The organism is Sphingobacterium sp. 1.A.4, assembly GCF_002734245.1.
Taxonomy (GTDB): domain Bacteria; phylum Bacteroidota; class Bacteroidia; order Sphingobacteriales; family Sphingobacteriaceae; genus Sphingobacterium; species Sphingobacterium tenebrionis.
On record NZ_PEAZ01000033.1, the window covers coordinates 1 to 24,595 of the forward strand.

20 protein-coding genes are annotated in these 24,595 nt (G+C 46.0%); 12 read left to right on the top strand and 8 right to left on the bottom strand.

Annotated elements, in window-relative coordinates:
- The 4 genes from CRJ00_RS02680 to CRJ00_RS02695 all read left to right on the top strand — a co-directional run.
- Positions 1–207 (top strand): integrase core domain-containing protein (locus CRJ00_RS02680; RefSeq protein WP_144038076.1); only part of this gene is annotated, 207 nt, incomplete at its 5' end.
- 421 nt (positions 208–628) lie between these two features.
- Positions 629–1,963, top strand: coding sequence for a TlpA family protein disulfide reductase (locus CRJ00_RS02685; protein ID WP_180268400.1), 1,335 nt, complete (start codon positions 629–631; stop codon positions 1,961–1,963).
- Complete coding sequence (locus CRJ00_RS02690) at positions 1,953–5,138, top strand: SusC/RagA family TonB-linked outer membrane protein (RefSeq protein WP_099365351.1); 3,186 nt, start codon at positions 1,953–1,955, stop codon at positions 5,136–5,138. The genes CRJ00_RS02685 and CRJ00_RS02690 overlap by 11 nt, the downstream gene beginning before the upstream one ends.
- Positions 5,048–6,556, top strand: a complete 1,509-nt coding sequence (locus CRJ00_RS02695; RefSeq protein ID WP_144038077.1) for a RagB/SusD family nutrient uptake outer membrane protein — start codon at positions 5,048–5,050, stop codon at positions 6,554–6,556. Before CRJ00_RS02690 ends, CRJ00_RS02695 begins: the two co-directional genes overlap by 91 nt.
- A 1,049-nt stretch (positions 6,557–7,605) precedes the next feature.
- Here CRJ00_RS02695 and CRJ00_RS02700 read toward each other — a convergent pair.
- From CRJ00_RS02700 to CRJ00_RS18580, 4 genes are all read right to left on the bottom strand, one after another.
- Positions 7,606–8,292, bottom strand: a complete 687-nt coding sequence (locus CRJ00_RS02700) for a potassium channel family protein (protein ID WP_099365353.1) — start codon at positions 8,290–8,292, stop codon at positions 7,606–7,608.
- A 4-nt stretch (positions 8,293–8,296) separates the two neighbouring features.
- A complete protein-coding gene (locus CRJ00_RS19320; RefSeq protein ID WP_218962172.1) occupies positions 8,297–8,854 on the bottom strand; it encodes a potassium transporter TrkG in 558 nt (185 codons plus the stop codon).
- A gap of 30 nt (positions 8,855–8,884) precedes the next feature.
- Entirely contained in the window at positions 8,885–9,670 is a 786-nt protein-coding gene (locus CRJ00_RS18945; protein ID WP_218962169.1) for a potassium transporter TrkG, read from the bottom strand.
- A 227-nt stretch (positions 9,671–9,897) separates the two neighbouring features.
- On the bottom strand, positions 9,898–10,086 hold the full coding sequence (locus CRJ00_RS18580; protein ID WP_144038078.1) for a hypothetical protein: 189 nt from the start codon (positions 10,084–10,086) through the stop codon (positions 9,898–9,900).
- A 1,060-nt stretch (positions 10,087–11,146) separates the two neighbouring features.
- Between CRJ00_RS18580 and CRJ00_RS02715 the strand changes: the two genes are divergently transcribed.
- Positions 11,147–11,344 (top strand): hypothetical protein, encoded by a 198-nt coding sequence (locus CRJ00_RS02715; protein ID WP_099365355.1) that lies wholly within the window; start codon positions 11,147–11,149, stop codon positions 11,342–11,344.
- A gap of 228 nt (positions 11,345–11,572) precedes the next feature.
- Here the strand turns inward: CRJ00_RS02715 and CRJ00_RS18735 are convergent, their stop codons facing one another.
- Together CRJ00_RS18735 and CRJ00_RS02720 are read right to left on the bottom strand one after the other, a co-directional pair.
- Positions 11,573–11,728 (bottom strand): hypothetical protein, encoded by a 156-nt coding sequence (locus tag CRJ00_RS18735; RefSeq protein ID WP_180268401.1) that lies wholly within the window; start codon positions 11,726–11,728, stop codon positions 11,573–11,575.
- A gap of 88 nt (positions 11,729–11,816) precedes the next feature.
- On the bottom strand, positions 11,817–12,335 hold the full coding sequence (locus tag CRJ00_RS02720; protein WP_144038079.1) for a hypothetical protein: 519 nt from the start codon (positions 12,333–12,335) through the stop codon (positions 11,817–11,819).
- Positions 12,336–12,411: 76 nt separating this feature from the next.
- Here CRJ00_RS02720 and CRJ00_RS02725 point away from each other — a divergent pair, with 76 nt between their 5' ends.
- The 3 genes from CRJ00_RS02725 (at position 12,412) to CRJ00_RS02735 (ending at position 14,843) form a co-directional block, all read left to right on the top strand.
- The gene (locus tag CRJ00_RS02725; protein WP_099365357.1) at positions 12,412–12,636 is read left to right on the top strand and encodes a hypothetical protein; all 225 of its coding nucleotides are present in this window, start codon (positions 12,412–12,414) and stop codon (positions 12,634–12,636) included.
- A gap of 14 nt (positions 12,637–12,650) precedes the next feature.
- A complete protein-coding gene (locus CRJ00_RS02730; protein WP_099365358.1) occupies positions 12,651–13,847 on the top strand; it encodes a GTP-binding protein in 1,197 nt (398 codons plus the stop codon).
- 99 nt (positions 13,848–13,946) lie between these two features.
- The gene (locus tag CRJ00_RS02735; protein WP_099365414.1) at positions 13,947–14,843 is read left to right on the top strand and encodes an NAD(P)/FAD-dependent oxidoreductase; all 897 of its coding nucleotides are present in this window, start codon (positions 13,947–13,949) and stop codon (positions 14,841–14,843) included.
- A 1,147-nt stretch (positions 14,844–15,990) separates the two neighbouring features.
- On the opposite strand, the gene CRJ00_RS02740 is transcribed toward CRJ00_RS02735, so the two are convergent.
- Together CRJ00_RS02740 and CRJ00_RS02745 are read right to left on the bottom strand one after the other, a co-directional pair.
- Entirely contained in the window at positions 15,991–16,605 is a 615-nt protein-coding gene (locus CRJ00_RS02740) for a MauE/DoxX family redox-associated membrane protein (RefSeq protein WP_099365359.1), read from the bottom strand.
- 70 nt (positions 16,606–16,675) lie between these two features.
- Positions 16,676–17,296 carry a Crp/Fnr family transcriptional regulator gene (locus CRJ00_RS02745; protein WP_099365360.1) on the bottom strand — a complete coding sequence of 207 codons (621 nt, stop codon included), beginning with the start codon at positions 17,294–17,296 and terminating at the stop codon, positions 16,676–16,678.
- Between the two features lie 515 nt (positions 17,297–17,811).
- Here CRJ00_RS02745 and CRJ00_RS02755 point away from each other — a divergent pair.
- The 4 genes from CRJ00_RS02755 (at position 17,812) to CRJ00_RS02770 (ending at position 21,908) form a co-directional block, all read left to right on the top strand.
- Complete coding sequence (locus CRJ00_RS02755; protein ID WP_099365362.1) at positions 17,812–18,783, top strand: hypothetical protein; 972 nt, start codon at positions 17,812–17,814, stop codon at positions 18,781–18,783.
- Positions 18,784–18,846: 63 nt separating this feature from the next.
- Positions 18,847–19,902 (top strand): histidine kinase, encoded by a 1,056-nt coding sequence (locus CRJ00_RS02760; protein ID WP_099365363.1) that lies wholly within the window; start codon positions 18,847–18,849, stop codon positions 19,900–19,902.
- A gap of 5 nt (positions 19,903–19,907) precedes the next feature.
- On the top strand, positions 19,908–20,660 hold the full coding sequence (locus tag CRJ00_RS02765) for a LytR/AlgR family response regulator transcription factor (protein ID WP_167554341.1): 753 nt from the start codon (positions 19,908–19,910) through the stop codon (positions 20,658–20,660).
- Positions 20,661–20,999: 339 nt separating this feature from the next.
- Positions 21,000–21,908, top strand: coding sequence for a hypothetical protein (locus tag CRJ00_RS02770; RefSeq protein WP_180268402.1), 909 nt, complete (start codon positions 21,000–21,002; stop codon positions 21,906–21,908).
- Positions 21,909–24,595: the final 2,687 nt, after the last annotated feature.

Genomic DNA, 24,595 nt, shown 5'->3' on the forward strand with positions numbered 1-24,595 from the left:
AGGCCGATGCAAAACGGTTACATTGAACGTTTCAACCGCACATTTCGGGAAAGTATCCTGGATGCCTACCTCTTTGAAGATACACAGCAAGTACAGATACTTGCAGAAGAATGGATTCAGGATTACAACTACAAAAGACCACATGAGTCATTGGGAGGAAAGACACCAATGGAATACGATGCCCTGCCGGCGGCATGTTATCAATAGGTCAACTTTAAAAAAGATTGACCTATTGATAACAACTATTTTTAAATTTGAAAACTCGCCTGGATGCCAGTCCGAAAATAGGGAGGGTTACACATCCAAGTATAATATTTCTGATTCATGATCTTAATAGGTTGGTGATCTCACCTCCTGAATAATATTAGTCTTAGTCCTAAACTGGACAGATCAATAATTTCTTTCGACTATTATTTCTTAAAATTCTTTGGTGCCGTTCTGATCAACAGAGCAGTGTCCAAAGGAAATATCACCAATTATGAAAACTTATTTTTTTTATTCAGCTCGAAAGCATGTAAGATATATGCATTTGCTTTCATATCGATTTATTTTCACTCGGCTCATAACCCGTCTATGTATTAAGTGGAAATTATCCCTAATAGTACCAACGTTGATTTTCTTTGTAAATGTGGGAAATGCCCAGCAGATCCGTTCAAATCAAGCGAACGGGGAAATTCAGCGATTGGAGATCCCTGAAGGTGCACACCTACCGGAATCATTCTGGAACATTTCTGTGGACCTGGTTAACCATCCTAGCGGAAATTCCAGAATGTTCCTTGGGGAAATCGCGAATACTGAGCTTGTAGTCCTGGATTTCTGGGCCACATGGTGCGCACCATGTGTTGCCGCCATACCAAAGAACATGGAGATCCAGCAGGAATACAAGGACCGATTGATGTTTGTTCTGGTAAGCAGGGAAAATAGGGAGACCTTAATGGGATTTCTGGATAGACAGTCATCAGATCAGGGTCTATCCCCATCCTGGACCGTATGGGGAGACAGTACCCTTCACAGGACCTTTCCAACAAGGCTGATACCACATTATGCCATCATACATAAAGGGATCTATAAAGGAGCGTTGGAGGCAGACCAGATGAACAGGGAAAATATTCAAAGGATGCTAGAGAATGACTGGGAAGAAATAAAGTTCAAAAAAAAGGAGAATGCAATTACACATAGGTATGATGAGAATGGTCTTCTCTATGTTGATGGGAATGGTGGAGGTAAGGAGTTTATAGCATACCATTCCGTCTTCGGACCGTATAATCCCTCCTTGGGATATGGTAGCACCAAAGGGACCATCCCAAGTGAAAAGGGAGGAAGGCTGAGCTTTCTGAACATATACATACCATGGTTCTACCAGGTGGCCTACGGTGCTGGAAGGAACACCTATTACCAGCTGAACCGGGTGGTTCTTGATGTTGCCGATCGATCAAAGCTGATACATACGGACTCGGGCCTCGATGCAAAGGAGTGGATAGAGGCAGGGAACGTCTATAATTATGAACTTTCGGTCGGTCCTGCCCTAGGGAGCCGGTTCTATGAGATCATGAAGCAGGATCTGGCCAGGATCTTTCCCCAATATACCGCCCATGAAGAGATCAGGGACATGGACTGTTGGGTGCTGAAGATCATGGATAGAAACAGGCTGGATGGCCACCGGACCAGGTACCTTAACACCCGCACAAAATTTGATATGTTCGGGATCTCGCTTGAGCGGATCTCCCTTAACGGTTTTTTTTCAATGATGAAGGACTATTTCATGCAATCCAGTACGGAGCCTTTGATCGCGGATTACCAGTATCCGGATCTTATCGATATCGAACTATCCACCCAGATGTCGGATATAAATAAGGTCAATGATTCCCTGAGGGAATATGGAATCCGGTTCATTAAGGAGAAAAGGCCCCTACAGATCCTTGTGATCAGTGATAACCCCAAAAAAGATCAAGATGAAAACTAAAGATATAATAGTATTCCTGTTCCTTATTTTTCTGGGTATGTCCCAGAACGCCAATTCCCAGCAACTCCTACGGGGAGTCGTACTGGATGCATCCAGCCACGTTCCCATCCCACTGGCCGTTGTACTGCATAATGGAAAAAAAACTATGACCGATTCCGTTGGAGCATTCCACCTGAGGGTCCGGACCGGTGATAGGATAAGGGTGACAGATATTGCCCGCCATCCAAAGGAACATGTTTTTTCGGATGGGGATGGAACAGATCTGACCATATTACTGGAACCATTGATAGAGCAGCTGGAGGAGGTTGTTGTCAGTTCCGGGTACCAGGAGCTCTCCAAAAAGGATGTTACGGGATCCGTAGCTGTTGTTTCCAGGGCCGAGCTGGAAAAGAACCCTGACCCGAATATCCTTTCCAGGCTCCGTGATGCGGTCCCGGGATTGATATTCAACAAGCTGGACGTCCTACAACGGCAGAGCATTTCCATAGGTGGGAAATCCACCCTGTTCGCCAATTCCGAACCATTGGTGATCCTGGACAATTTTCCCTACGAGGGGGATATTTCTGATATAAACCCCCAGGATGTCCAGAGTATCACCGTGCTCAAGGATGCTGCCGCTGCAGCAATCTGGGGAGCGCGGGCAGGGAATGGGGTCATCGTGATAAAGAGTAAAATAGGGATAATGGGACAATCCAATAAATTCAATGCTTCCATGAACCTGGGTATATCGGATCCCGTCGATCTTTTCTACAATGCCAGGATGACAAGCCCCGAGTTCATAGAGATGGAAAAAAGACTTTTTGAAAATGGATATTACCGTTCCCAGGAATCCTCCCAGAGCAATACGCCTCTATCCCCCGCGGTCGAACTTATGATCGCTCACCGTGAAGGTCTGATCAGCGCCGATCAGCTTGACCTCTCGCTCATGGAACTTGGCGCACATGATGTCCGTAAGGACCTGATGAAGGAAGTGTACCGGCCTGAAATGCGCCAGCAATATGCAGTTTCCCATTCCTTTTCCGGCAGGGGGAATGCGGGCATGGTTTCCCTGGGCTACGATAGGAACAGGGAGAACCTGCAGGGAAATTGCAACGACCGGCTCACCCTGACATTCAACCAGCAGATCAAGGTATGGAAGGATCGGATGACCATTACGCCCGGGATAGGTTTTACCCAAAGGGCGGGTGATAGGCCAAATAGGATCCCTGTCGATCTGCGTTTCGGTTCGACCTCCATATATCCCTATGCGGTCCTGAGGTCACCCCAGGGCGATCCCTTGGCGGTAACGAGGAGCTACCGTAGAAAATTCTTGGAATCTGCGCTGCAGCAAGGGCTTTTGGACTGGGAATATGTCCCCCTTTCTGATGTGGAACACCTCCAGTTCAGGACCAACGACAGAATGCTCAGGGCCTCCCTGAATGCAGACCTTGAACTGCTCAGCGGTCTGAAGCTATCGGCAGACTATCGCTGGTTAGGGAGCTGGTCCTCCGGGAAGAGCCTCTATGGTCCCCAGAGCTATTATGCACGGGACATGGTGAACAACTATACTTTCCTTAACGGCGGACAGCTGCAGTATGGAATTCCACAGGGCGGGATCCTTGATGGCAGGTACGGGAACGGGAGTTCCCATAATCTCCGTACCCAGCTACAATTTGATAAGGACTGGGAGGACCATAGGTTTAACATCCTGGTCGGAGGCGAGGTGTCCGATGCAAATTCACGGACCGATTCATACCGCCTATACGGATATGATCCCGAGCACCATGTAAGTGGTCCGGTGAACTATCTTGTCAACTATAAGCAGTACAGCAGTCCGTTCTCCAGGAGGATTCCCTATCAGGATTCCGGATCGGACCTGACGGATAGGTTCCTTTCCTATTATTCCACATTGGGATATTACCTGAAGGACAGATATCTGTTCAATGCCAGTGCCAGATTGGACCGAAGTAATATTTTCGGGGTCCGGAGCAATCAGAAGGGCATTCCATTGTTCTCCCTTTCTGCAGCTTGGTCACTGGATAGGGAGGATTTCTTCCGTCCATTGAGCCACCTTTTTTCCGGTATGAAACTTCGTCTGAGCTATGGACATACGGGGAATGTGGATAATTCCCTTTCCTCCCTGATGGTCGCTCAGAGAAGTCCCGTGACAGCCGACCACACTGGGCTGCCCTATTCGACCATTATGAATCCGGCAAATCCCGAACTGAGATGGGAACGTGTGGCAATAAGCAATATTGGGGTAGATATGGTACTTTTAGGGGGGAAATTCGACGTGACCCTGGATTCATATAGGAAAATTGGAAGGGACCTGCTGGGCAGCATAGATTTCCCAACGTCTTCCGGAATTTTCAGCTTCTATGGGAATACCGCGGGTACAAAGACCTGGGGGACCGATATCTCCCTGAAGGGTAGGTTCCCGATCATTGCAAAGGCCTCCTCGACCACTTCCTTCATGTTCTCCTACAATAGGGATGAGGTCACCCATTACACGCTGGAACATCCGGTGACAAGTGTCCTTTCCGCGGGCCATATAGGGAGCTTCCCCGTTGTCGGTAGGCCCATCCACAGTATCTTCGCGTACCATTGGAGTGGTCTTGATTCCGAGAATGGTAGACCGCTGGGCCTGATCAATGGGGAGGTTTCGGGTGATCATAGAAAGATTATCCAGTCCTCAAAGTTGGAGGACCTGCTCTTTGTTGGGACCTCCAGGCCAAGGATGTTCGGATCCCTGCGACAGGAATTCATCTATTCCAACATAAGCCTTGCAATCGGACTTTCCTACCGGTTAGGATATTGGTACCGTAGGGAGTCCGTCAATTATAACCATCTGTTCACGGCGACCAGGGCGCATGGGGATTTTTCAGAGCGTTGGAAGGTCCCAGGCGATGAACTTTACACACAGGTCCCCTCCATGCCGACGGTAAGGGATAATAACGAGGTCCTGTTCTATACGAACTCGGCCATTCTGGTGGAGCCCGGTGACCATATACGGATCCAGGACATTCGGGCACAGTACCGTTTCCAAACAAGGGAAATCCCTGGTACAGTGGCACTGTTCGGACATATTGAAAATGTTGGGATGCTGTGGAAGAGCAGCGGGAAGAAGCTGGACCCGGATCATCCCAACCAGAAGGCCCTGAGGTACTGGACATTTGGTATGAGGATCGATTTTTAGGATTATTTATTATGATGAAGATGAAAAATAGATTTATGACGATGGCCATGATCGGTATAACAATGGCCATTCTGGGATGCGGAAAGGATTTTTTGGAGAAAAGGAAGGATATTTCCCTGGCCGTACCCCGGACACTCGAGGATGCAGAGCTTCTGCTCAACCATACCAACCAGAACTTTGGGACGACCCCAGGCCTGCAGATCATCTCTGCCGACGAATACACTATGGAAGAACCGAACCTGAACTCCCTCAGTATTACGGAAAGGAGCAGTTTCCTATGGTCGCGTGATTTCTACCAGGGGGAAAGGTTCAATCTGGATTGGACCTATATGTTCTCCCAGGTATATTACGCCAATACCGTGATTGAACTGATCGATGGGATGGGGGCGTTGGAGGGACCACAAAAGGACCGTGCCGATGGCCTACGGGGCAGGGCGCTGTTCCATAGGGCCCATGCCAACTGGTGGCTGGCCCAGCTGTTTGCGGAGAATTACAGACCTGGACAGAACGACGGTTCACTGGGCATTCCACTTAAGAGGACCGGGAATATCCATGAGGATCTCAGGGTCTATTCCCTAAAGGAGACCTATGATTTTATCCTTTCGGACCTCAGGGAGGCAGAACGGCTGCTTCCGGCAGTCCCGAGCGGACTTTCCAGTCCATCCAAACTTGCCTGTGATGCGTTTTTTGCGCGGATATTCCTGGATATTGGGGATTATGGCCAAGCCCTGGCACACGCTGACCTTGCCATCCCGAAACTTTCCCTAATGGATTACAATCAGTTCGGACTGGAAAACGATAGCAGGCGCCCGTTCCCTGGACTCTTTCCCTCGGGGAACCCTGAAGTAGCCTTTTTCTCAAGTGCGATTCCCTACGGTTGTCCCGTTTTTGGCAACGGATGTCGGGTGGACCCGCAAATCTATGCTTCCTTTGAGCAAGGTGACCTTCGAAAAAACCTGTTCTTTTATCGATTTGACGACCAGCAAAACGTTATTTTCCGGGGCTCCTATGGCGGAGCTTCCGTGTACGCACTGTTCACTGGCCTCGCATTGGACGAACTCCTGCTCATCAAGGCCGAATGCCTGGCAAGGGAGAACGAAGGGCCAATGGCGGTCAAGGTCCTCAACGACCTACTGGAGACAAGGTTCGATCCGGCCTCCTTTTCCCCAAGGGTTTATACCGATGATCGGGGCACCCTTGATATGGTACTCATGGAACGCAGGAAACAGCTCCTGGCAAGAGGGCTCCGCTGGTCAGATCTGAAAAGGCTGAACAGGGAAGCAGGTCGGGAGGAATGGTTGAAACGTTCCTTTCCTAAAATGGGCGAGTTTGTACTTTCCCCCGAGGATCCCAGATATATTTTCCCTATTCCAATGGAGGAGGTTGAGCGTTACGGCCTTGAGGTATATCCCCGATGATCTGGGCCTAAAGTAAGGGGAGGTTGACCAACCCATTGGTCCTAGGCGCCCCCCCTTACTTCCTATTTCCCATGCAATGGGGGCAGTTTATATTAGGGGGGCTGATGGCACTTCCCATGGATACATTCAAAGGATGCGGAGGTAAGGAGCCGCTCTGATTGCTGGCCCCCTTATTATCATCTAGATTGCCCGGCGCATTCCTTTCCAAAATAATAGGGCTGAGGAGTTCGCCAACCCCAAATAGGAAACAAAGTGGGGAATTTGCCTATAAATCGCAAACTACATCGAGCCTATTCCGACCACTGGCATTAACCCCAGCTAAAATAGGTGCTACCACTGTTCCATTTCCCAAATGGCCAGGTATTGCTTCGCCGGTGTACAACCAATGGGATAAGAGTGGGCCATCCTTTTAGCTCAATGCTCCAGATCCCAGGGACCCGGGGCTGGAAATGGCAGTAATCCTAGAAACCAGATAGAACCTTGTATCGACCATCTTTATGAACATATGATCGGTTGCCAATTTGTTCTAATTTTCCCAATCGACAGTGCATTTGACAATAAATGGAAATTACTTTGCTTTCCCGGCTACAGTGAGCCGCCTAATCCATTTTTGCCATATCGAGCATATTAGGTATTAGGTTCAGTTTCTGACCAACGGAGGAAACATATAATAAATTGAGTTATTAAAATTTTATCTTTATATTCATGCCAATAAAATTTAAGGAGAAAGGTTTTATATTTGGACAGCGAACAAATTCAATGGACCATAGTTGTCATCCTGATCGTTTTCATTGTTCTGGATATCCTTCGTGTCGTTAACAGACATGGAAGGGACTGATCATGCAGACTGATCTGATGGCCCTATTGTGTACCAGAATGTAAACTTTCACTGATTATGTCCTGTTGGTCGATCTGAACGGGTACATTGCCAACCTCCTTACTGTGCTGATCCGGTGTCTTTGACCGATAGCAAAAGGTTCCCTCCGATAGAGCTTGGTTAGAATGGAACAGATCTGTCATCTGTTGCGCACGGGCAGCCCGGTACGGCCCTATATTTTAAGGAATTCTTTTATGCTCCTGTTATTGCCGTATATCACAATGATCTCTCCTTCCTGTAATATGGTATCAGGCTTAGGGATGCCATGAAGAACTGTGGTTACTATCCTGCTCCTGCCGATAAGTGTATCACGTTCCGTTTTTTTGAGGATGGTCAATACCAGGATCTCATAATGCTCTCTAAATCCAATCTCCTGGATCGATCGACCCACGTACTTCTGTGGGATGATGGCCTCAACGATACTGTAGTTGGCATTTAGTTCAAACGAGTCCACCAAACCACTAAGACAGAGTTTTTTTGACCATCTTTCAGCAGTTTCCTCTTCGGGATGGACAATTTCAGAGATCCCGATGGCATTCAGGACCTTCTCATGTAGACTGTTTACCGCGCGGCTTATGATCCTTTTGACGCACGCTTCCTTGCACAGTGCAGTTACCATTATATTTGCTCCCTCGTCCTCGCCAATGGCAACAATGACCACGTTCGTGTTTTTCAAAGGAAGGGAGTTGAAAGCAACCGGATCGGATGCATCTAAGGCAATGGTATGGGTGATGTGTTCCTTTAGAGCTGAAACGCGTTCCAGCTTGATATCCACACCTATCACTTCGTTACCCTGTGCCGTAAGTTTTATAGCTAGGGATGCGCCAAAATTTCCAAGGCCAATAATAATGAATTTCATAAGTCTAGTTAATGGTTAGTTCTTCCTTTGCATACCGGTATCCGGTAAATTTTACCTTCCTGAAAACCGCGATCATAATGGAAAGCATCGTTACCCTCCCTATGAACATCAAAACGATCAGCACGGCCTTGCTTGCCATGGACAGCTTAAAGGTGATCCCGAGTGTAAGACCTACAGTGCTATATGCCGAGAAACACTCAAAGGCGATCTGAATCAGGGTGAAGTCGTTTTCAAAAACACTGATTAGCAGGATGCAAATCCCTATGACAAATAGAGACAGGGTCATGGTAGCGAATGCCCTTTTGATGGTGATTTCCGCGATCTCCCTCCTGAAGATCTCCAGCCTTTCCTTTCCTCGCACCAGGCTCAGGATGTTCAGTACGGCCACAGCAAATGTACTGGTCTTGATGCCCCCACCCGTTGAGTTCGGCGAAGCCCCTACCCACATCAAAAAGATTACCAAGAGGATGCTGTGTACCTGAAGGTTGGCGAAATCTATGCTGTTGTACCCCGCAGTGCGGGGGGTGCTGGCCGTAAACAGGGCAGTTATCCACCGTCCAATAGTGCCATGCCCACTGAAGGCTGACTTGCCCTACAATAACCATAGAATGATGGTAGCAGTTAGGGTTATGCTGAATGTCGTGATCAGGTTGATCTTGCTATTGATGTTTATTACCCAGGGTTTGGAGGGATATTGGTCCTTTGAATATCTGTAAATCAGTAGATTGCTTAGGTGCTTGATGTACCGTAAAAGGTTGATCACGATTGGAAAGCCCAATCCTCCCAGAACGAACAGAATGATGATGATAAGCTGGAAGGGGTAATTGTATACCAGGGTTTCATCTGCAAGCCCAGATTCGAGCGTAGAGAAACCAGCATTGCAGAAAGACGAAATTGAATGGAATGTACAGAAGAACATATGCTGGACAAATCCATTCCCGACAGGAGGGGTGCTGAAAAAAAGTAGGGCTGCCCCAACCGCCTCAATGGCAAAGGTGATGAGTATGATCCGCTTCAAAAGAAGGAATACTTCGCCCAACTTATCCGAATTTGCAATGTCCCTACTTGCCAATTGGTTCTGATAGGAAGAACCCCCTTTGAAGAAATAGGCGAAATATGAAGCAAATGTCAATATGCCTAGCCCACTCAGCTGGATCAGGATCATTATTGAAATCTTGCCAAATGGTGTGAAGGCCGATGCAGTATCCACGACAATAAGACCAGTCACACATACTGCACTCGTTGCAGTGAAGAGTGCGTCTATCCAGGACAGCTGCTGGGTATTGGACACTGGGAGATGTAGGATCATCGCGCCCAATAGGATCAGAAAAATAAAACTACCGGCAAAAAGCTGGGCAGGGTTGTAAATTCTCTTCAATTCTAGTTCCTTTCTCCAAAATTAAAAAATAGTTGCGAAAAAATCACAGATGCTCCAATTTATCTGAATACTGTCCTGTGTGGTTCAGTTTATTTTTTTCCATGCCTTTTTTGGATCTGTGTCGGAAGATGGCCCACCATCCAACCTTCTTTCTGCTTTTCGGCACTCGGGAAATTCAGTACTATATTTCATCTTTCCTGAATGTACAGCAGGGACCCAAAGATGGCTCACGGGATCTTTTTGTTGTTCATCAGGAACCAACTGGCGTTCATATACCGATCCAGTTCCTTTTTCAGTAGTTCTGGCCATTTTTCCAGAGATGAAATAATAAGTTCTTCACCATCACTGTATTTCCTTTTTGATCTGGCCAGTAACTGTAGCTGGTCAAGTTCGGTCTGTTCGGGATATTTTTCCATCGTCTCTCATAATATTGGGGACCCCCATATTTCCTTACTGATCTCTGTATGTGCCCCCGGGTTTCCATGATAATAGATATGGTCAAAAATATCAAAAAATATCACGGAACGTAAGTCATCTACTGATCATAGAACTCTGGGAATGCTGGTTAGAGGGCGCTGGCTCCAACCAATTCATGGGATTTTTTTTTCATGACACTGCGTTTCAGATTTTTATCGGTATATTTGTCTACGTTTATTATGGTAACTTGAACAAAGTTTACTATCCATCCCACCCTCTTCAATGAGGGTGGGATTTGTTCTAAATATGGGCCTCCGGATCTGGGCCAGGCCGTGTGTCTATCGATCGGGAATCCCTAAGCTAAATTCGATCCTTAAAACCCTGTGGAAATCCTACCATCACCAGCTCTTATTCATCAAGTGCGGAGATTAGGGTTGATTTGACCGAAATCTTTTATATATTTGGGTGTTTGTCAGAACACCCTTGATGCGCATAAGCTCAAGTTAAGGAAAATGCAAAGGTAAAATTTGATTAGGATAGTACCTTCGGGTACTATCTTTTTTTGGTAAGTTTCATAAAATCACTAGTATATTAATTGATCGGTCCCCGCTTATATTTTGGCGGGGATTGTTCATTTGGACCAGTTGGAACGTGGACTCCCTGGTTTAATTCAGGATATTTAACGGAGATCCCATCCAAGGCTGACAGATAGCATACATAAGGGGCGGGAACGGGCTTTGAAATCAAAGGTCTTTGGTCAATTTTCCTGGCTCCTGTTCGTGCAGTGCACGCTGGGGACAGTGAAAGGCACCATATCTGGAACCCGCAAAATCCCTTAATTAATAAAATGGAACCATTTCTAGAATCAGTCCAGCTGTAGTTTGGCTGTATTTACCGTATTGTATATAAATATCCATTGGTAAAATTTTCGGCCAGGTCGAAGTGCTCTTTCGGCTCGGTTCCATCACATGTGGGATATTATCCCAATCTTGTCCATATATTCCTTGACATTTATCACCGCCCCACCATCTATCGGTTTAAGGACCCAGGAAAAGAAGTTTGATATCTTACAAAAACATTCAATTTGGGCAAACCGATTGCACCACCCCTCCTGAAGCTGGTACAGGTCATTTCTATCAGCAACAATTCCAATCTCCACATAATAATTTGAAAGTGGGGCTTGAACCACATTGGTCAACCATGAAGATCGATGAGAATTATGGACCTTTTAGGAAGCAAAAGATAATCGAAGGCTGACCAAAAAAAGGATGGACATGGAAATAACAGAAGTATTCGGGCCGACATCCTAGTGGGTTGGTCAGGTCGCATGAAATGCCATTCCTCAAGTATTGATGAGGTTCTTCTTTTCAATTGGAAAACCGCATTCAAGACCATTTCTTGACTGGGTATGCCTGACAATGGACAGATTTTTAAGGTAGTCCCAAACGATCTACGATGAACTTGTGGCTGTCTGTTAGGGACTGTTTACTTTGGTGAGTTCTGCATCAGCACCCTAGAATGCCCGAATGGTCCTGATGAATGGTAAGCATAGGGATCCGGATAGGATACCAATTGATAGAGGTGGAGACATACCTGGATCGATCGCCCAACTTGGAACGGATTTCGACCTTTAACCTTCAAAATATCCAGGTCTACAAAAAGGGATAGGTGGTCCGTCGTTTCAATACACGTTTTCGGGAGCGCATTTACCGATTGGGAGGGAATTGGGTTAATTAGTGACGATTGAGGCCTTTTCTATCCAGATTTCCACTCGTTTTCTGTCCATTCCGTTAAGGACCGTTTTTCCCCTTATCAGTATGGGCCTGTCGGAAGCCCTTACCTTTTTCCCTCCGGATAGTGTCACTTCTACCATGGCGGGTATCCCGTCCTGTCCACAGAACATACATTGATCGATAGGGAGAACGGACAGCAGGAACATATTGTGCCTGAAGCCGGGTTTAATCGGGACGACATATCCTTGTAATGCTACCTTTTTGCCATACATGGCCTCTAGCCTCGGAGGAAAATGAGGTGCATAGACTTTTTTGACTTTTTCGGTAGTCACCCTGTACATCAGCAGATCGAACGTTTCCCAAACGCTGTTCATCATAGGTACATGGTCGGTAAGATGCTTGGCTTCGTTTATATTCTGCTGGGCGGAAGCCGTTGGGACCACCGTAATCAAACAGACCAATAAAATACTTCTAAGTGATAATCCTGTCATATCCTGATGATTGGTAGTTTTCAAATATATAAAAAAATCAATATCGCAACAATGTTGCATTTAATAAAATTTATGATTACTTTTGGACAAAGACATATATATGAGTGCTATACCCAAAAGTTTTGAAGAGTGGAGGTTCTGCATCGAGCAGAGATGTGGTATCCCGCTGACACTGGAATTTGCAGAGGAACGCCTGTCCATTTATTTGGATGAAAATCTCCCGGAGACACAGCGTTTTGTGAAACTTTATGGTGGGGGTCACCTTTGCAACATTCGGGAATGGCTATCCCGGGCCATTTCAGAGAAACGAAAGCCGGAAATCTAATTAAATATTATACCATGAATAAGAAACTACCTGTAACCGTGTTGAGCGGCTTTTTGGGGGCTGGGAAGACCACACTATTGAACCATGTTCTGCATAATAAGGAAAATCTGCGGGTCGCTGTAATCGTCAACGATATGAGTGAGGTCAATATCGATGCGCGGACGGTGGAGCGGGAAGAGGCGTTATCGCGTACGGAAGAAAAACTTGTCGAGATGAGCAACGGCTGTATCTGCTGTACACTCCGTGAAGATCTGATGGTAGAGGTGGAGCGTTTGGCCAAAGAGGACAGATTTGACTACCTGCTGATAGAGAGTACCGGTATCTCCGAACCGATCCCGGTTGCACAGACGTTTAGCTATGTGGACCAGAACAATGGAATTGATCTTTCATCCTTTAGCTATATCGATACGATGGTGACCGTGGTGGACTGCTATAACTTTTTCAATGACTTTGGCAGTGCTGAGACACTGAGCGACAGGTATCTGACGGATGACGATCTGGATAATAGAACCATTGTCAACCTATTGACCGATCAGATCGAGTTTGCCAATGTGATCATCCTCAACAAATCCGATCTGGTGTCCGAAGAAACATTGGGTATCCTTGAAGCCGCGATCCATAAACTAAACCCGGGTGCAAGAACTGTCCGTGCCCAATTTGGCAAAATTGATCCGAATGATATCATAGGTACGGGATCATTCGATTTCGATGTAGCCTCATCATCCGCCGGCTGGATCAAAGAGCTGGAAACTGAACATACTCCCGAAACAGAAGAATATGGGATTTCTTCTTTTGTATTCCATTCGCAGAGACCATTCCATCCCCAACGTTGGCACAACTATCTTAATGTAGGTTACCCGCACAACATGATCCGGGCAAAGGGACTGTTCTGGCTGGCCTCACGTCCAGATGCAGCGATCAGCTTCAGTCAGGCCGGAGGAAGCCTGCGTCTTGAAAATGCGGGTTCGTGGTGGAGCAGTATGCCCGAAGGAATGCGCTATCGGTATCCAGGATATGCCGATATACGTAATGACCTTTTGAAACGTTGGCACCCGGAGTGGGAGGATCGCAAAAACGAACTGGTGTTCATCGGCCAGAACCTTGATAAAGAAAAGTGCCTATCAGAACTTGAAGGCTGTCTTCTCACAGAAGATGAAGCCGATGACTGGAGATTTACCTCGTGGAAGGATGAATTCCCAAAGAACCTCTAATCACTTTCGTCGCTATAAAAAGACGGGACCGGATCATTAAAGCTGGGTTTGGAGATGCCATTTGGAAGCTCCCCTGAAGATTATTCAAAAAAGTATGCTATGAAGGAAAAAACGAATTTTGATGTTATTATTATCGGTGGCAGCTATGCCGGACTGTCTGCCGCGATGTCCTTGGGCCGCTCGCTCCGTGAGGTGCTGATCGTTGACAGTGGTCTTCCCTGTAATCGGTATACACCACATTCACACAATTTCATTACGCACGACGGTGCCGTACCCGGGGATATCGCAGCGAAAGCTAAAAGCCAGGTCCTGGAGTACAGGACAGTGTCCTATCACCAGGATATTGCTCTGAGCGGACAAAAAATCAATACCGGATATCAGATCAATACCCGGTCCGGTAAAACATTTCAGGCAAAAAAACTCATCTTCGCAACGGGTGTAAGGGATATCTTTCCGGCCATTAAAGGTTTTGAAGAGTCTTGGGGGAAATCGTTAATCCACTGTCCGTACTGCCACGGTTACGAGGTTAAGGGGCAGAAGACCGCTATTCTGGCCAATGGAGAAAGGGCCTTACATGTAGGTGGTCTTGTTGACAACCTGACCAAGGATCTTACGGTTATAACGAGAGGGAAAGCAGATTTTTCGGAAGAACAATGGAAATCGTTGGAAAGAAACAGGATCCGGGTCATCGAACGGGATGTGGTCGAGGTTATGCACCACAACGGTCAGATAAAAGCAGTACTATTTGATGATGGCACGCAGGAAAATTATGATGCGGCCTATGCGGCCATTCCCTTTGAACAGCATTGTGATATTCCGGTATCCCTTGGCTGCGAACTGACCCAGGCGGGACATCTGAAAGTCGATCAGTTCCATCAGACCACCGTTGGCGGAATTTTTGCTGCGGGGGACTGTACCTCAATGTTCCGATCTGTGGCAAATGCCGTTTCTACCGGTAATTTGGCAGGTGCAATGGTCAACCACCAGCTTGTTTAGGATAGCTTTTAACCACTGGTACGAATTAACTGTCCATACCTTCGGTCAAGGGGTATAGGCCCTTATTCTCCCGATTCCGGGAAATAATTGCCGGCCCCAACCGGAGCGTTCAGGGGACATGATCGGGTGCTACAACGGTAGGGTATGGTTGGCTGGAAATCGATGGGACAAGACGCCCGTTGGACCGCGGTCCCGGGGAAACTATGGATTATGACCTGGAGACCTATATTGAACCGATACAAAAAACCTCTACAGAGGGGATTGGGATTACCACCCAGGTAGAGCACAGGATGAAACTGCTCTATGGGTTTCGGGAAGCTTTCTGGTATTTGTCGACAGTGTCTCCCTAAACTTCAAAACTTTCCTTGTCAAGAAGATATATCCAGCCAGGTTCCTACCCATCTTTAGTCGGTTAATCGGACTATCCATCAACCTCTTTTTTATGTAAAGAACTTTGGATAGTCCCCAACTTGTACAAAAAATCCAATTCCCAGGCTTAAACAAATATAGTTCCTCCTTTTAGGAAACCTAGGTGAAGCTCCTGCATACGTCCAAGAATTTGCTATTTGGGTTTTACATGATAACCACGCAATGGGATAACCTCATATGCTCTGTGCAATCCAATCCGTTTCATCAAGATTCCCGGAATCCTGATCGCCAACACAGTTAGGGAGGTGTTTGGATGCAGGGAGTTCTTACCTTAGGAACGTAGCCTACAAGTCTCCTGACGGAAAGTTAGAATTTCAAGATGGGTAAGGAGTAAGTTAAAGCTTGAACTATCCTTTGAAAGCCGGGGGGACCAAATAAGGTGGCCATCAATGGACGGCCACCTCCGTTATGCTTAGCTCCTGGTATTACGGAAGCTCATAACTTCCCCTGTCGGATAGGGGTGTTCCTGAGTTCTGCTCCGGTGTCTCTGTTTCCGTGGGCGGGGCTTCAAACCGGAACTTGCATACCTTGCTAGGATCCGGTTTACAGGTGTGGAGACCATCTACTGGTATCCACTGGTTGGTTGAATAGTCGTAGCCATAATCCATTGTGGGAGAATTTGAGTACGCACTAGCGGTAATTGCAGCCGCTGCGAGCAAGGTTCCTCCGAGTATCCTTTGGGAACCTCTTGATAGTTTTCTGTTCATGATATGATTGTTTAAAGTTTAACTTTTCTTTTACTTTCCATGGCTAGGGCAGAAATTCCCAATCCGACCAATACCAGATTGAATATCAGGTGTTCAGTCCAGTTCAAGGATCCAATAAGGCCAGAGCAGCTGCACTGTGAATGGTGCATCCCGGTCACCATCATGATGGTGATATATATGGTGAAGGTCCCCATCAGCACTACTGAACACCATAACCCGATCCTTTCATATCTGCCAAAAGCGAACAGCAGAATGGAAGAAAGGCATAATTCAAGGATCGGTAGTGCCGGAGCTATCACCGGGGCGATGCCCCTCACAATTGGAACGCCCTTCAACTGGGTCCTGAATTCTTCCAGACCAAGCAGTTTATCCATGCCCGAATAAAGATAGATTAGGCCATAGACGGATCTGGCAATATTGAAGATCAACCGATCACTTACGGAGTATCCTCTTCCAAGATTTCCCTTTACTGGGTGGGGCGATCCGATATCTGCATTGCTGCATACTGGATCATTCTGCCCTGGCACATCCAAACCGCCTTGCAGTTGGTGTCCCGATGACTTTCCGATATCCCCTTGCGGGGATTGGAAGACCGCCGATTTTCTGTTGTGGATCTTTCTTTCCATGAGTATCAACTGTTTTTGACAAATTTACCGACCGATTTGGAACGGGGATGGAAGGTCTGGGCATGCCGAATTATCTGTTTTGCCCATTGAATAGTAGAAACCGCTGCATTTTCTGCACGGTATCCCTTGATATTCCCAGAAGATCGGCCTGCTCCCTTTGTGTGGTAAGTTTCCGAAGTTCCGGAAAAAGGCGGTCGAACAACAGGTACCTTTCCGATGGGGAGGTGGATTCTTTGACGGTCAACATCTTGGCCAACGCCCTGGAGTTGTTGTTTGAGAGAATGTTGACCAGGCATGCCGTATTGGGGTCCTGTTCTAATCCCTGACGTATTTTTTTATTGCCAATGACAAGTATCAAAGATTTCCTAAGGGCGACAATATCCCCCATGATGCATGTGGTACTGTAGGGATGTATGGTAGTGGAGATGGACTGGTACTGTCCAGCGATCAGAACTAGCCTCCTGCGGCCCTTCCAGCTTCCTTCCTTTTCCCGGGCCAGAAGTCCGTTCATGACCAGTCCGGTTATTTTAAGGTTCGAACCTTCATGGAAGAGGTATTCTCCCCGTTTCAGGTTCAGGATTTCAAAGGATTCCATGGCCCATTGGAGATGGTAGTCTTCCAAGTGGCAATGTTTTGCCCAGAATTCCATCAGATCTAGGAAAACTTTTGGGGCCTTCAAATTTCGGTTCATTTCAAATTGGGGCTAACTGCTGGGGAAACTGCTGGCTCATGTGCCTGTTCCCCGCCCGGACATACGGTTACAAAAGTGATTTTTTTTGTCCACCTACCATCTATGTTTCCTCCGAACGTACATATTCCATGGATAAAAAGCAGTTTGCATTTGTTAAATCCCTCAACCGGCATTATATATATTTTATATGAAGATTGGGCAGAGATGGTTTGCACATATCGCCTGTAAGGGACAAATTTGGGTAGATCGATTCAAAGCCTTCTTGGCCGGAAGCCGTAAATCCGATGCGAGATCGGATACATTGTTAAACAAAAACCGGACATACTATGGATTTATCAGCATTGGTCTCCCTAATAGAAGTCCTTTCAGAAACTCCAGTTTCAGTCGAGGGAATGAAGGATCTATTTTCAGGGGACTCATCTGAGAGGAAATGCAACATTGTGTTTCCGTTTTAACTGACCCAAAGGTGCGCATCTACATTTGCGCACCTTACCTGGAAAACCATTTACGGATCCATGGCTTGCCCTGAAGCTTTGATTGACCATAAGTTATTAACCAATAAGACCTTCTCTTTTCCCCTGGAGGAGAAAAGCTGGCGGGAATTCGCCTACTTTTCTGCCAATGTGTGCCATATATTCGGGCCAAAAAATTTTAAGGATGCATTTTCATTGTTCGAAAGGGCAATTGTGTTCTCGCAGATTCAATCAACCCACCATTTCCAGAAAGAACAGGAAATCGAACTCGGCCCTAGGGGGGCAGGGCAGGATCCTGAACTGTTTGTCACCTTCCATTATGGCAAGTACAGGATGCTCCCTCTGCTCCTGATTACCTCTGGCAGATCGGTGGCGGTGGTAATCTCGGAGGAAGTATATGAAAAGTATTCGCGATTCTATTCTGGATGGATGCAGACTGATAATGGTGGACCGAGGCTTTTTCTTGAAAGGGCCGAGAACCCATTCCTGGGCCTGCGAATTAGAGGGCACCTTGAGCGGGGAGTAGATATTTTTGTATACGCTGACGGGAATTCGGGTTCGAAAGGTTCAATTGTTCCCGATGGACTAAGGGACCAGCAGCTCCTGATGGGATCAATCGGTATAAGGAGCGGATTCATGGAACTGGCACACCTGCTTTCTATAAGGACCCGATTCGTGCTGGAAACCTCAGCCAGCTTGGACGCTGAACCCTATTTGCAGGTCATCGAACGGTTTGACCCAAAAGAATTCAGGGACAGGTCGGATTTCGTCGATACAAGTATACGGAGGATATATGCCCGTTTTTCTGAATATCTGAAGGATTCACCAGTGAACTGGGAATCCCTTTTCTACCTCCATCAATCAAGGCCTATACTGTCCGATAAAAACATCTGGAGTCCTGAACACAGGGTCATGCCCCTCTACTTCCCAAATATACTGGACAGGTTCAGTTATAGGGTTCATCAGGTCGATTCCCAGACCCATATTGGACTTTGTAAATTACTTTTGGACTGAAGCGACGGATTTCGTATTTTAAGGGCAGCAAGATATGCCCACATCCAACAAAGGACCCGAGCCATGAGGAACCAGAGGAATTATTTGATCAAATTGCACGTGATCAGTTGGATGGTCTACGCCCTGTTGTTCTATGCCATCAACAAGTTGGGCAACCAGGACCTTTCCTTCTGGACCGTTCTGGTGTCACTCCCTTTCTTTGCGTTCGTATTCTACGGCGTGAGGACCATTCTAAAGGGGTGGATAGGAACAGGCAAAATCTTGGCAGGGATCTGCCTTCTTGGAGGGTTCCTGGTGATATGCGGGCTTTTGGTCTATCTGATGACCTATGGCTGGCAACAGAAAGGGATCGTATACGGTAAATATGTCGTTCAGGGAAAGGATTTCGATCTCCGGGAGTTTATCCAGACCTGCCTTATCATGTTGGGACATTTCACTTTTCTGGCAATCCTTGATTTCCTGAATTCCAAAAGAATGAACGAAATTGCAGAGAAAATCGAGCAGATGGAGATGAGGTTCAGGGAAGAGAACCTCCGTAAGGACTATGAATACCATGCTCAGGCCGAACAGATCCCATCACATTTTCTGCTTAACGTATTCCAGATGTGGGAAAGCCAGTTGGGGACGGCAAATTCGCAGATCGGATCCCAGCTCACCCAGATGTACCAGCTGGTGGAATATTTCATGGGATCTGGAAGTGTGGACGGGGGACGGGAAATCCTGTTGAGCAAAGAGATAGAAATGGCAAGGAAATACCTGTCGCTCCAGATGCTGATCTCCTCCAGAAAGCCACAGATGGAATGGAAAGTCTCGGGGAACACCAAGGGAGTGGTCATACCACCAACTACCCTTCTTGGTCTGGTGATGAACATATTCAAGCATGGATCGGCTTATGATCCCCTGCACCCGGCAGTTATCGAGGTGGATGTGCAGAGGGATTCCTACAGGATTCTGGCAAGGAACAAATGCATTCCTTCAGGTCATGGCCTGATCAGCCATGGGCTTGGCCTTGTTCATATGAGGAACCGTTTGGATACACTGTTCAAGGACCGCTGTCAGTTGACGATCGAAAGGGACCAGGATATTTTCCTGGTCGACATCTTAGTAAGGTTAATCTAGGCATTATGATGAGAAAACTCTATACCATCCTGGTCGATGATCAGGAAGTATTTCTGGAAAAAATGAGGTCGGAATTCAAAAAGATAGAATTCGTGGAATTAGCAGGTAGCTTCACCAACCCTATGCATGCACTGCGGTTCCTGCGGGTGAACCCGGTTGACCTTATCATTCTGGACGTCGAAATGGAAGGCATTAACGGATTCGAGTTCATGGATGCCTCCCCGAAAAGGGAGGTCCTTACGATTCTGTGCACCGCCCACCAGAGGTTCGAGGAACTGGGGTACGACAAGCGTGTGGTCGATGTCCTTTTCAAGCCTGTTGAACCCTTTCGCCTTAAGGTCGCACTTCAGCGTGCCCTTGATGCCCTTAATTTCACGAACCACCGAATGGACAATCAGTGGAATGAAATCGAGGACAACTATGACTACTTCCACCTGAGTGGCCCCGGAAAGGGCCAACGGGTAAGGGTGTTCCACCGGGACATCGTCTATCTTACCGCGGTGGATGGAATGGTGGAGATCACCACCATAAACAGGCACAGTATCCATATGTCCTATAGATCCATGAAGGATATCATAGGGGGGACATCACAGGGACTTTTCCTTCGGTGTTCCAGGAAATATGCTTTCAATGTTAATTTTTTCCATTCCTATCGAGACCATAAGGTCTACCTGAACCATACCGAAGAACCTTTGGATCTGGGAAAGATCAGATTATCTTCGGAGTTCAAGACATTTCTTGATACGAATAAAATTTAGAATTAGGGTCAGTAAAACTTTGCCGCCTTCTCAGAAGGATAAATCATAGGTTCGGTCTATTTTATCACTAAGATGGAAAACCCGACTTATAAAAAGATTTATTTTTTCAAGAATCTACTTGAACTGATCATCGTATGGAGAGCAGAAAAATTTCCTCCGTCAGATCTACCAGATAGGACCGGACTGTTCAAACAAATGCAGGAAAATTGCGGAGAGTTCCAAAAATCGCTCGGGGAAGAGCTGCTGGGACCAGTGGAATCAATGGAACAGAAGAAGAAGCTGATGGACATGTATGTCCAATTGCAGCAGATACTCAGCGGAGGGTGGGTTCTTTTGGAAATGAAGTCCCCCCAAAGTGAATCGGATTTGGTCTTACAGGCTGTGGTGGGCCATGTTTCTGAAATGATGAACTCCATTCTGGAAAAGCTGGAATGTCCGATCCCCGGATCGTCCATGTATCCGGACCTTGCGGATGATAGGGAGCATATTGCGGATCTCTTTGAAAAAACCAAACCTTTCTGGACAGGGGACCTCCACATGGGGCTCATGGGGGAAAGGATCAAGGAGTACATAATTGGTAATGATCTGAGGTTCTTTCCAGGTAAGGATGCAGGGCAGTATTTTTTAAAGGTGCTCAGCTCGGTTGGCGGCTGGGACTGGTCGGAGGATCTGGCCCACCCATTTTCGCCAAGTGGAAGATTCCTATTCTACATGAACTATAACTCCAAGGCATTTATGGACGATCTAGTTCGTTGTATCCAGCAAAAGGTCTCCGAGCAGCCCACATGGGATGCCAAGTTCGTGGTACTCTTGGATTGCCGAAAAAAAATGCTGCAGATGCACTTCCGACAAGATACCGTCCTCAATCCCGCCTATCAGGGGGTCCGGGAATATCTAGAGAACTGGTTCGAGGCAGAGATCTTCTATTTGGAAAATGCGGGGGTCCTGGTGGAAGGGAATAAGCCAAGACCAGTGAGGACAGAGGTAAATCCAGCAAATAAGTTGATGTGCAACCTATCGGCCGACCAACTCTCGATCCTTCTAAGGGCAATGGATGAGATCCGCCTGGTAGAGGCAAGGTCCCTCAGCCAGGTCTATAGGATGATCGTGCCGTATCTCTCTACAAAGAACCGAAAACACCTGTCCGCTGATTCCCTACGGGTAAAGTCCTATCAGGTTGAACGATCGGATAGGGAGCAGGTATTGGAGGTTCTGGATCGGATGGCATCGAAGGTCAGCGCCCTTTGATCTTGGCGCCATCCAAATGGAAGCATAAATTTTATTGGATTGAATAATGGTCCGTAATAAATTCAGGACGGGTCATTAGTTCTAAAAATTATCCTTCTATGGTCGTTGTATCCTCCAAACCGAATTCCTTTCTTTCCATAGATCTGGGATTATCCGTTAAAGGCCTCCGTAAAGGATAACAAACCACCCCAATTGGAAAAAGTAAAGATATAAAATGCCGGTGGTGAAAAGGAAAAGGTGGATCCAATGTATTGCTAGATGATCCATATTCGCATCGTCCCCAATCCTGGCCTAAGTTATCGGAAGAAAAGTGAGGAAAAAATACAGTACCAACCTGGTCCAAAGGGTTTTAGGTACACCATCTGGGACTGGTGTACCTAAAACCATAATAGTTTTTATTATGGCAGATTCCTGTGACTCATTGCACCCTTTCGATCAATGCCCATGATGGTACAGTACTGTTATCTTTCTTCTAATCCAAAAAAATAGGTTTCCATCCTAAGGTTATTCGAATCAGGTTTTTCCAAAGAAAGATGAAATTGGAATACAGTTTCAGTCCTGGTGCCTAAACCTACATTCTGTACGAACAGCAGTTGGACATAAAGGATGCTGACCATAACCACTCAGGGGGTAGATAATTAATATGGTGATCCAAAAGGACATTGAAAATGCGCTGGGCATGAATTTATATCCTGTGAGGTTCTGATCCTTAGATATCGTATCATAAAAAATCCTTGCCAAAATAAATTGGCAAGGATACTAAAACAATTATTATTAGGGATTTAATTTAGCAATCAAAAAATGGTAAGTATCAGAAAGTACCACCCTTACAAGTTAAACCTAATCATTTACCAGACCTGATATTTTATCAACCAATAGCCTGATGAACATTTAAATCTAATTAATTTTTTTAGATATTACAAGCTAATGAAGAGGAGTTGTGGCATCTCTGGCAAATGTATATCAACACAGCACCGGATGATATAAACTTTGATTCGTAGACCATTCCAACAATAGAAAAAGGGGTAGCATTTTTAAGTGCTACCCTATTCACATTTACCTAAGTAATCCACCAGAATCAATTTCGATTATTTAATAAATCTGAGAATCACTCAAATATTCCATAAAAAACAATCCCTGTCGGAAAGGGGCCAACAGGGAAAATTAAGTTAGATGTGAGAATGCCATTACTGTATAAAGGTAATCGAAACCTCGTGGAAACGGATATTCCTATCCGTTAATTTTTGTATAAGGAATTGTTAATAATCGGGCCATTGTCTTTTCAAAACCTCCATGGCTCTCCACATTTTCTTCATGTAGATTAATCTATAAGTACTTAATGTTCTTTCTTATGACATCTATCATAGCTGTCCCAAAAAGAGTAAACAGGACAAGCGACTGGCTGACTGCCCTGTTCATATTATTTATTTAAGGTATCCCTTGGAGGTATTATCAGGAATAGGAGTTTATGTTGAATTAATATGAAGTAGAGTACGTGATGATCTCCTCGTTCGGGAACCGATCTTCAGCACAGGTTTCGTTATTCGGTAATATGACCGAAAAGTGGAGGCCTTAGGACATGTTGGGTTAAATGTACTTGAATTCCCCATGTCAGAAATCAAATTGGTATTATCGACATATGGTTTCGGATAATGTTTATTTACCGTATTCCCTCCTTTCCAACGGCTCTTACCATCTGGTCCTTCCGCTGCATTTTATCCAGTCACTGGGATAAAAATTTTAATTAGCGAAATATGCGTAATTACGTTTTCATTTGGGATGAATATTGCTTTACTTTCTCCGAACTGGCAATTCCTGCAACTAACATCAATATTCCTTAAAATAGAATGATGATGTTAAATTATTTGGAGAAGGTTATCCTTTATAGGGTATACCAAAATAAGAGTTTATTGGATCTTGAGATGCATCCCAACTTTAAACCTACGTTAGTGAGATTGGTTCGGTCCTCCAAACTGGTCCCTAAAAATGATAACGGTATAATTTCGGAATACCCCTATGAATTCGAGATAACCAAATTGGGGATTCGACAATTGTTCTCCTGACTCGATCGATTGGTGGTCATATTTCCGGGCATGGCCATCCTTTAGGATAATTCATCTTTTTTTTCCGGATAACGTTACTGGTGGGGCTTGGCAATATATATCTGGTGGCATCGTTGGTCCGGATCAGATCCCAAGAAGGTGTAGGTGGGGCATAATATCCTCCCGAATATATTTTGATCCCGCTTGATCTTGCGATACCTTACCGACGATCGGCTCGATCCGACTTCAACCACACAGTAAAATACCTTCGTTTACCAGTTCAACCTGCCCAATAACCTTTAGGCAGGCAAGCCACTTGCGTTTTTGGGAGTGGGATAAAGTATCTGGACAAGGCATCCCAGCGGAACCGGCACGCCATCTCACCGAGAGGAATTTTTGCCATATGCATCGTGCCAATTCTCTTATACAGAATGGGTTATGGCCTGGTGGGGTCCATGTGGCAAACTTAGCAGTGTTTCCATGTACCTATTAATACACCACTCCCTCGCTCCGTTTTCCAGAACAACCCCATCATTTAGCAAAATAAAACAACCTTGGTCCATTTGGTTCTTCTGTTTCCATAAGCTGGTCCCTTTTTGTCCGGTATTGACACAAAATATCTTGCATCATGCCTTTGATAGAAGT